At 70.0% G+C, this 5,481-nt stretch carries 5 protein-coding genes; all 5 read left to right on the top strand.

Features of this window, described 5'->3' with window-relative positions; genetic code table 11:
- On the top strand, positions 1–753 hold a 753-nt coding region (locus tag sphsw_RS08195; protein WP_031440178.1), incomplete at its 5' end, for a GNVR domain-containing protein.
- A 10-nt stretch (positions 754–763) separates the two neighbouring features.
- Positions 764–1,795 (top strand): AAA family ATPase, encoded by a 1,032-nt coding sequence (locus sphsw_RS08190; protein WP_042466842.1) that lies wholly within the window; start codon positions 764–766, stop codon positions 1,793–1,795.
- Positions 1,792–3,450 (top strand): hypothetical protein, encoded by a 1,659-nt coding sequence (locus sphsw_RS08185; RefSeq protein ID WP_031440176.1) that lies wholly within the window; start codon positions 1,792–1,794, stop codon positions 3,448–3,450. The genes sphsw_RS08190 and sphsw_RS08185 overlap by 4 nt, the downstream gene beginning before the upstream one ends.
- Before the next feature lie 12 nt (positions 3,451–3,462).
- On the top strand, positions 3,463–4,548 hold the full coding sequence (locus tag sphsw_RS08180; protein ID WP_042466841.1) for an ExeA family protein: 1,086 nt from the start codon (positions 3,463–3,465) through the stop codon (positions 4,546–4,548).
- A gap of 43 nt (positions 4,549–4,591) precedes the next feature.
- Complete coding sequence (locus sphsw_RS08175; RefSeq protein WP_031440174.1) at positions 4,592–5,419, top strand: XrtA system polysaccharide deacetylase; 828 nt, start codon at positions 4,592–4,594, stop codon at positions 5,417–5,419.
- The last annotated feature ends 62 nt before the right edge of the window (positions 5,420–5,481 follow it).

The raw sequence follows: 5,481 nt of genomic DNA, 5'->3' as shown, positions 1-5,481 counted from the left end.
CGGCTGGCGGCGATCCAGGGGCAGCTCGCCGATGCCCGTGCGCGCGGCTATACCGAAAGCCATCCCGACGTCGTCGCACTGCGCGCGCAGCTCGCCCAGGCAACCGCGGCGGCGCGCGGCGAACCGCTGTCGGGCGGCAGCGGCGCGGGCTCGTCGCCCAATCCGCTCTATGTCTCGCTGCAGGCCATGATGGCGGACAAGCAGGCGGCGGTCGCGTCGCTCAGGATCCGCCGCGCGCAGCTGCAGGGCGATCTCGACCAGCTCAACGCGAAGCTCTCCGAGGATCCGACCGTCGCCGCGGAACAGGGCGCGATCGACCGCGATTATCAGGTCCTGAAGGACCAGTATGACCAGCTGTTGACCCAGCGCGAACAGATCGCGCTCCGCGGCCAGGCGCAGTCGCAGACCGATCGCGTCAAGTTCAGCGTGATCGACCCGCCGACCACGCCGCAAAAGCCGAGCGCACCGAACCGGATGCTGCTGCTGACCGGCGTGCTGATCGCCGGGCTCGGTGCCGGGATCGGCGGCGCGTTCCTGCTCGGCCAGCTCCGCGGCACGTTCGCGACGAGCGCCCGGCTCGAACGCGTCGCGGGGATGCCGGTGATCGGGTCGATCGGCGAAGTCGTGACGCGCACCCAGTCCGAGCTGCGCGCCAAGCAGTTCCGGATGTTCCTCGGCGGCACGGCAGCACTCGGCGCCGCCTATGTGCTGCTGCTGGGTGTCGAGATCCTGCAGCGTGGCCTGGCGGCCTGAGGACGTGACCATGCGTAGCAAGATCCCCGAATCGCACGAAGCCAGCGGCGAGCCGCCACGCGCGCCGTCGCTGCTCGAACGGGCCGCCACGGTCTATGACTTCAACCAGCACGTGCGCGCCCGGCCGCCGGTGCCGCCGGTCGAACCGGCACGCGCGCCCGAGCCTGCCGCCGAGCCCGTTGCCGCGTTCGAAGCCGACGCGCCGGACTCCGACGATGCGACCTTCCTCGCGATCCCGCCCGAGCTTCGCGCGCCGATCGGGCAGGAATTGCCCGACGAGTTTCATCTGCCGTTCGTCGCCAGCGACACGGCGATGATCGATCGCGGGATGCTGGCGGCGAACGGCATGATGGTGCCCGGCGCGCCGGTCGGCCCGCTGGCGGAGGAGTTCCGCCTCATCAAGCGACAGTTGCTGATCACGCGCGCGCAGATCGAGGCCAGCGCGGTGCCCGACAAGGCGCGCACGATCCTCGTCTGCTCGGCGCGGCCGAACGACGGCAAGACCTTCTGCGCGATCAACCTCGCGCTCTCGATCGCCGCGGAGCGCGATACCGAGGTGCTGCTGGTCGATGCCGATGTCGCCAAGCCCGACGTGCTGCGGCAGCTCGGGCTCGACGATGGCCCCGGCCTGCTCGATGCGCTGGCCGATACGAGCATCGACGTCGAGACGCTGGTGATCCGCACCGACGTGCCGCATCTTTCGATCCTGCCCGCGGGCGACCGGACCACGATGGATACCGAACTGCTCGCCAGCGCGCGGACCCGCGCGGTGCTCGCGCGGCTGCTCGCGGCGGATCCGCGGCGCATCGTGATCTTCGACTCGCCGCCTGCGCTCGCCGCGTCGCCCGCGGGCGTGCTCGCGATGCTGGTCGGGCAGGTCATGCTCGTCGTCCGCGCCGATCATACGCCCGAAAGCGAGGTCCGCGCCGCGGTCAATCGGCTCGACAGCTGCGAGCATATCCAGCTGGTGCTCAACGCGGTGTCGTTCGTTCCCGGCGGCGCGCGGTTCGGCAGCTATTACGAGCAAGGCGGCGCCCGGTGAGCGATGTCCGCCTGATCCTCGGCGGGGCCGCGGCGCTGTTCGTCGCAGGGCCTGCACTCGCCCAGTCGGTCTCCGAAACGGGATCCGGTAGCGGGCAGGGCGCGCGGCGTGTCGTCATACGGCCCTATATTGAGGCGACGCAGATCCTCACCGCGGATCTCGGCGGTGGCGACGTGCTCACCTACACCTCGCTCGCGGCGGGCGTCGATGCGGCGGTGTCGACCGCGCGGATCAACGGGCAGGTCAGCTATCGCTACGAACGCCGCTTCGCCTATGACGACGATATCGGCGACACCGACATCCATTCGGGCCTCGCGCGGGTCGAGGCGCAGCTGACGCGCAACCTCTCGCTGGAAGCAGGCGGAATCGCCACGCGATCGCGCTCGGACATCCGCGGCGCCGCGCCCGGCGTGCTGGTCGGCAACGTGTCGAACATCGCGCAGGTCTATGCCGTCTATGGCGGCCCGAATTTCGCCGCGCAGGCGGGCGACGTCGCGCTCAACGCCAACTACCGGCTGGGCTATACCAAGGTCGAGACCCCGACCTTCGGCACCGCCGCGACCGGCGGGCAGCGGCTCGATTATTACGACGATTCGATCGGCCACACCGCGACCGCCAGCGCCGGGTTTCGGCCGGGCACGCTGCTGCCGGTCGGGCTGACCGCGAGCGCGGGGTTCGACCGCGAGACCGCGGGCCAGCTCAGCCAGCGCTACCAGGGCTATTTCGGCCGCGGCGACGCGGTGCTGCCGGTGTCGCCCTATGTCGCGCTGACCGCGGGCCTCGGCTATGAGCGGATCGAGACGAGCCAGAAGGATGCGCTGGTCGATGCCGCGGGCGTCCCCGTGCTCGAACGCGACGGCCGGTTCCGGACCGCGCCGGGATCGCCGCGCCGCATCGCCTATCGCACCGACGGGCTCTATTACGACGCGGGCGTGATCTGGCGGCCGAACCGGCGCACTTCGGTCGAGGCACGGATCGGCGAACGCTATGGCTCGCTCAGCTTCACCGGCACCGCGACCTACCAGGCGTCGAAGGACGTCGGCGTCGCGGTCAACGTCTATGACGGCGTGCAGACCTTCGGCCGCCAGCTGCGCACCGGCCTCGCCAACCTGCCGACGAGCTTCCTCGCGCCCAACCAGGGCTTTGCGCAGCAGTTCAACGGCTGCGTCTTCGGCGCGACCGGCGCGGCACCGGGCGGCTGCCTCGACGACGTGTTCCAGTCGATCTCCACCTCGAGCTACCGTGCGCGCGGGATCGACGCGGTGCTCGTCGCGACGCGCGGGCGGACGACCTTCGGCGGGGGGATCGGCTATGCCAATCGCCGGCTGTTCGCGCCGCGCGGCGCGCCCGGCCTCGTCGTCACCGGCCTCGAGGACGAGAGCTATTACGGCCAACTCTATTTCGCGCGGTCGCTGTCTTCGGTATCGGGGATCAATGCGACCGCGTTCGTGAACTATTTCGACAGCCAGCTCGGCGGCGGTTTCGTTACCGCGGGCGATGGCGGGGTCTGGTCCTATGGCGCGACCGGCACCTATTACCGCAATTTCGGACGGCTCGGCACGACCGCGTCGCTCGGGTTATACAGCTTCAAGGTCGGCGACTTCGACAGCGACTGGTCCGCACAGGCGCTGCTCGGTGCACGGTATCAGTTCTAGGATATTTGGCAGATGTACGACGAACATTACGGACTGACGGGACGCCCGTTCCAGCTCACCCCGGATCCCCAATTCTGGTTCGAATCGGGGACGCATCGCAAGGCGATGGCGTATCTCGGCTATGGCCTGGCGCAGGGCGAGGGCTTCATCGTCATGACCGGCGATATCGGTGCGGGCAAGACCACGCTGGTCGGGCATCTGATGGACACGATCGACCATCAGAGCCTGAACGCGATCCGGCTGGTGTCGACCGCGATCGAGGCGAGCGACCTGCTGCGGATCGTCGCGACCGCGCTCGGTGTCGACCCGGCGGGGCTCGAAAAGGCGCAGTTGCTGACCGCGATCGAACGCGGGCTGCACGCCGTCGCACGGACCGGCAAGCGCACGCTGCTGATCGTCGACGAGGCGCAGGCGCTGCCCGTGTCCGCGCTCGAGGAACTGCGGATGCTGTCCAATTTCCAGACCGCCGGCCATGCGCTGCTGCAGATCCTGCTGCTCGGCCAGCCCGAATTCCGTGACCGGCTCCACGGCTCCGACGGGCTCGAACAGTTGCGCCAGCGGGTGATCGCGATCCACCATCTCGACCCGATGGAGCCGCATGAGGTCGCCGACTATATCGCGCACCGCCTGTCGGTGGTCGGCTGGGAGGGCAATCCGGCGTTCACCGACGACGCGGTCGCCGCGCTGTTCGACGGGTCGGACGGCATCCCCCGCCGCCTCAACATGCTGGCGGGCCGCGTCATGCTCTATGCCGCGATCGAGGATCTGCGCGTCATCGACGGCGCCGTCGTCCGCGCCGTGCAGAGCGACCTGACCGCGGACCTGCCGACACGCGCGACGACGCCCACGCCCGAGCCTGCCCCCGAACCCGCCGCCGAACCCAAGGCACAGCCGCGCGGCACGTCCGACCCCGCCACCGACCCGGCCACCGACCCTGCGGTCCTCGACCGTCTCGCGATGCTCGAGGCGCGGGTCGAGCAGCAGGACCAGGCGCTGCGCCGTGTCCTGACGCTGCTCGTCGAGTGGGTCGAGGGCGACGAGCCTAGGCCCGATTACAAGCCGATCCGCGGCGCGTCGCACTGGCACGACGCGGCGTGATCCGGTGACGACGGCGGTAAAGGCCGGCCCGATCCGCAACGGCATGTCGGTCGATGTCGAGGACTGGTTCCAGGTCGGCGCGTTCGAGACGGTGATCGACAAGGCCGACTGGGACGGCCTCCAGCCGCGCGTCGAGGCGAATACCGATGCGGTGCTCGCGCTGTTCGCCGAAAGCGGCGTGCACGCGACCTTCTTCACGCTCGGCTGGGTCGCGCACCGCTATCCTGCGCTGATCCGCCGGATCGTCGATGCCGGGCACGAGATCGCGAGCCATGGCTGGGATCACCAGCGCGTCTTCACGATGGACGCAGGCCTGTTCCGCGCCGACCTCGCGCGTGCGCGCGCCGCGATCGAGGATGCGGCGGGACAGCGTGTCACGGGCTACCGCGCGCCGAGCTTCTCGATCGACCAGCGCACGCCCTGGGCGCACGCCGTGCTGGCCGAAGGGAACTATGCCTATTCGTCGAGCGTCGCACCGCTCGCGCACGACCATTATGGATGGCGCGACGCACCGCGCTTCGCCTTCCGCCCGCTGGCCGACAGCGCATTGCTCGAAGTGCCCGTCACCGTCGCGCAGTTCGGCACGCGTCGCGTCGCCACGGGGGGCGGGTTCTTCCGGCTGCTGCCCGCCGCGCTGATGGATTTCGCGGTGCGCCAGGTGAACGCCGCCGACCACCCGGCGATGTTCTATTTCCACCCCTGGGAGATCGATCCCGCCCAGCCGCGCGTCGCGGCGGCACCTTTGCGCTCGAAGATCCGGCATTATTCGCGGCTTGGCGCGATGGCGGGCAAGCTGCGCGGGCTGATCGGGCGGCATGACTGGGGCCGCGTCGATGTCGCGGTCGCGGTTGAGGCGGGTCGGCTGCGGTGACGACGGCCACCGTGCGCGAGGCGGATCTCGCCGACGCGGACGAGCGCGCGCGGATCGCGGCG

Origin of the sequence: Sphingomonas sp. FUKUSWIS1 (assembly GCF_000733135.1) — a bacterium.
Taxonomy (GTDB): Bacteria; Pseudomonadota; Alphaproteobacteria; order Sphingomonadales; family Sphingomonadaceae; genus Sphingomonas; species Sphingomonas aerolata.
Note: the sequence above shows the minus strand (reverse complement) of the source record. Positions and strands in the feature narration are given on the sequence as shown.

Coding starts and splice junctions, on each gene's coding strand:
- sphsw_RS08175 (WP_031440174.1), top strand. CDS start 4,592: ATGTCGGTCGATGTCGAGGACTGGTTCCAGGTCGGCGCGTTCGAGACG.
- sphsw_RS08180 (WP_042466841.1), top strand. CDS start 3,463: ATGTACGACGAACATTACGGACTGACGGGACGCCCGTTCCAGCTCACC.
- sphsw_RS08190 (WP_042466842.1), top strand. CDS start 764: ATGCGTAGCAAGATCCCCGAATCGCACGAAGCCAGCGGCGAGCCGCCA.